General features: G+C 70.5%; 5 protein-coding genes. 2 read left to right on the top strand and 3 right to left on the bottom strand.

Annotated features, from left to right (window positions below):
* Positions 1-128: 128 nt before the first annotated feature.
* Positions 129-287: a hypothetical protein gene (locus VM840_02515; GenBank protein ID HVL80448.1), complete on the top strand. Its 159-nt coding sequence runs from the start codon at positions 129-131 to the stop codon at positions 285-287.
* On the opposite strand, the gene VM840_02510 is transcribed toward VM840_02515, so the two are convergent.
* On the bottom strand, positions 274-813 hold the full coding sequence (locus VM840_02510; protein ID HVL80447.1) for a GNAT family N-acetyltransferase: 540 nt from the start codon (positions 811-813) through the stop codon (positions 274-276). The genes VM840_02515 and VM840_02510 overlap by 14 nt on opposite strands.
* A gap of 3 nt (positions 814-816) precedes the next feature.
* Positions 817-2,214, bottom strand: coding sequence for a proline--tRNA ligase (proS, locus tag VM840_02505; GenBank protein ID HVL80446.1), 1,398 nt, complete (start codon positions 2,212-2,214; stop codon positions 817-819).
* A 29-nt stretch (positions 2,215-2,243) separates the two neighbouring features.
* Between proS and VM840_02500 the strand changes: the two genes are divergently transcribed.
* Entirely contained in the window at positions 2,244-2,732 is a 489-nt protein-coding gene (locus VM840_02500; GenBank protein HVL80445.1) for a metallophosphoesterase family protein, read from the top strand.
* On the opposite strand, the gene VM840_02495 is transcribed toward VM840_02500, so the two are convergent.
* Positions 2,729-3,359: GNAT family N-acetyltransferase (locus tag VM840_02495; GenBank protein ID HVL80444.1), on the bottom strand; the 631-nt coding region annotated here is incomplete at its 5' end. The genes VM840_02500 and VM840_02495 overlap by 4 nt on opposite strands.

Here is a 3,359-nt window from a genome sequence, read left to right as displayed (position 1 = left end):
TGCCCGATACGCTCAGACACGAGCCCTCCCTTCGAGGTCGTGAGCTTCGACACCCACAACCTCGCTCGGAGGGCTCAACCCTTCACGGAACTAACCCAACCCCATTCCTCCAGGGACAACGTCCCCGGTTGTCACAGCTAGCCGACGCCGCGTTCGCCAAGTACCCCCAGTACGGACCCGCCGACCCGGCCGCCTACACGTCCGGAGCGGCCTTGAAGCTCACCCCCCACACCGTGCTCGCGTGGGACGAGCTGTTCACCGACGCGACGCGGTTCAGGTTCTCCTGACGCGCTTCGCGAGCAGGATGTCGTGCTTGCCGGGTCCGTTCGCATCGGGTACGACGCCCGCGAGCGAGAAGCCGCACCGCATGTAGAAGCGATAGGGGTGACCGTTCACGTCCTCGATCGCCGCCAGGCTCCCCAGGATGTCCGGGTAGAGATCGCGGCCCCCGACCGTAGTCATCTCGTCCTCGTCGTCGCTGCCGACCCAGAGCGTCGATGCGCCGGCCGCGGCGGCCAGCGACTCGAGGGCGTCGAGGAGCGCTCGCCCGATGCCACGCCCGCGGTGTGGTTCGGCCACCGCCAACGGGTGGACCTCCCACACGTTCCCGTCGTATGTCGGGATCGCGCCGGCCACCCCGACGAGCTCATCTCCCACGAAGGCGGCCTGTCCCACCGGGAGCCCGTCCAGCTCCTTCAGCGCGTCGTCCACGGTCGGCCACGCGCGCGGCCAGTGCTCGCGGAAGGAGTCGACGAGTATCCGGGCGGCGGCTTCGCGGGAGGGCGTGTCCCGAGGCAGGGCGCCGACCCGCACCGCTCAGTAGGACTTCGCGACGAGGGCGACCAGGCCGGTGTCGTCCTCGGGGGCGGGGGGCTCCCCGTGGGCGTTCACGAGACACCGGACGGTGTACGCGCGCTCGACGAGCTTCGTCTCGCCCTCCTCGCGGCCCATCGCGTCCCAGGCGATCCGGAAGAACCCGGTCCCGTCGATCTCGTCGATCGAGGAGACGTCGTGCGTCATCTCGTCGCGCAGCGCCACCGCCTGCTCGCGGAGCGCCGCGCCCACCTCGTCGACGATCCCGGGAAGGCGGCGGTCCAGCCCCTCGAGGGGAACGGGCTCCTTGGCGTCGCGGTCGCGGCGGACGACGGTCGCCTGTCCGGACGCGATGTCGCGCGGTCCCAGCTCGATGCGCACCGGAACCCCCTTGATCTCCCAGTCGACCGCGCGCCGTCCGAACGACTGGTCGGTGCGGTCGTCCAGCTTCACGCGCAGACCGGCGGCGCGGGCCGCGTCCGCCAGCTTGGCCGCCTGCTCGATCGCCTCTTCCTTCACGGCCAGGACGACCACCTGGACGGGAGCCACCTGGGGAGGGAGCCGTAGGCCCCGGTCGTCGCCGTGGGTCATCACCAGGCCTCCGATGACCCGCGTGGAGACCCCCCAGGACGTCGTGTGGCACTGCCGGACCTCTCCCGCCTCGTCGGTGTAGGTGATGTCGAAGGCGCGCGAGAAGTTCGTGCCCATGTTGTGGCTCGTCCCCATCTGGAGCGCCTTGCCGTCCCGCATCAGCGCCTCGAGGGTGTACGTGACCTTGGCGCCGGCGAACCGTTCGCGGTCGGTCTTGCGGCCGCGGATGGCCGGGACGGCGAGCGTCGAGTCGATGACCGGGAAGTAGACCTCGTTGAGGATGCGCATGGTCTCGGCCTGGGCGTCCTCCCAGCTCGCGTGCGCCGTGTGCCCCTCCTGCCACAGGAACTCGGTCGTGCGCAGGAACAGCCGGGGCCGCAGCTCCCAGCGGACGACGTTCGCCCACTGGTTCAGCAGGAGCGGCAGGTCGCGGTAGCTCTGGATCCACCGCGACATGGCGTCGCCGATCACCGTCTCCGAGGTCGGACGGACGACCAGCGGCTCTCCGAGCTCCTCTCCGCCCCCGTGCGTGACGATCGCCAGCTCGGGGCTGAACCCCTCGACGTGCTCGGCTTCCCGCTGGAGGAACGAGTAGGGGATGAAGAGAGGGAAGTACGCGTTGGAGTGGCCGGTCTCCTTGATCAGCTCGTCCATGCGCGACTGGACCCGCTCCCAGATCCCGTACCCCCAGGGCCGGATGATCATCGTCCCGCGTCCGGGCCCGTTCTCGGCCATCTCGGCCTTGGCCAGGACCTCCTGGTACCAGCGGGGGAAGTCCTGGCCCTGCGGGGTGAGGGCGCCCTTGCTCATCGGAACATGATGCCGGTTACGCTCGGCCTGTGCTGATCGCGGTCCTCGGCGACACCCACGTGCCCTATCGCGCCAAGACGCTTCCCGTGGAGGCGTGGCGGGCGATCTCCGATGTGGAGCTGATCCTGCACACGGGCGACGTCGCCGATCCCGCCCTCCTCGACGAGCTGTCGGAGATCGCCCCGGTGCGGTGCGCAGTGGGCAACGTCGACCCGGTCTCGGTGCGGGAGTGGGGGGCGACCGACACGGTCGAACTCGAGGTGGGGGGTGTGCGGGTGGCCATGTTGCACGACTCGGGATCGGCGGCGGGACGTCCGGGTCGCCTCAGGCGCGCGTTCCCCGACGCCCAGGTGGTCTGCTTCGGACACTCCCACATGCCGCTCGTGGAGCAGCACGACGACCTGCTGCTGCTGAACCCGGGGAGCCCGACGGACCGCCGCCGCGCCCCCACCTTCACGGTCGCCCTCCTGGAGATCGCCGACGGCCGCGCCGCGGCCCGCCTCGTGGAGCTGGACTAGGGCCGGCGGCCTCGCTTCAACGACGTCCCCCGGACCGCGACGCTCGTCGCCTGCCGGGCCACGATCTCCAGGGCCTTGAAGACCGGTCCCCAGTCACCCACCGGACCCGAGACGCGGACGACCCCGTCGTCCACCTCGACCTCGAGCTGCGTCGAGCGGAGCAGCTCGAGCATCCGCTTGTTCTCGACGAGGATCTCGCCGCTGAACCGGCGGACGCCCCGTCCACGGCCTATCTCCGCCATCCGCTCGAGGATCGCCGAGCCGAGACCGACCCCCTGGTAGTCGTCGCGGACCACGATGGCCGGCTCCGCGACGTCCGGGGCGACCAGGTCGAACCTCCCGACCGCGGTCAGCTCCCCGTCGTGGTCTCCGGTGCCCACGGCCACGATCGCGAACCGGTTGAGGTGGTCGACCTTGGCGAGGTACTCGGCCTCCTCCGGCAGCAGGACCGGCTTCGGCCCGAAGAACCTGAAGTACCTGCTCTCCGGAGAAAGGTGCTCGTGGAAGGCGATCAGGCGGGGGGCGTCGTCGGCGCGTATGGGGCGCAGGACGACCTTGCGTCCGTCCCGGAGGGCGACGGTCTCGCGGATGAGCCGGCTGGGTATCACGCGGGGGCTCCCTGATAGG

The sequence above is a fragment of the Actinomycetota bacterium genome (assembly GCA_035540895.1).
Lineage (GTDB): Bacteria > Actinomycetota > JAICYB01 > JAICYB01 > JAICYB01 > DATLFR01.
This window is presented reverse-complemented; position numbering and strand designations above follow the sequence as displayed.

Bases quoted from the DNA above. Each gene is read 5' to 3' on its own strand.
- proS (HVL80446.1), bottom strand. From the start codon at position 2,214: ATGAGCAAGGGCGCCCTCACCCCGCAGGGCCAGGACTTCCCCCGCTGG.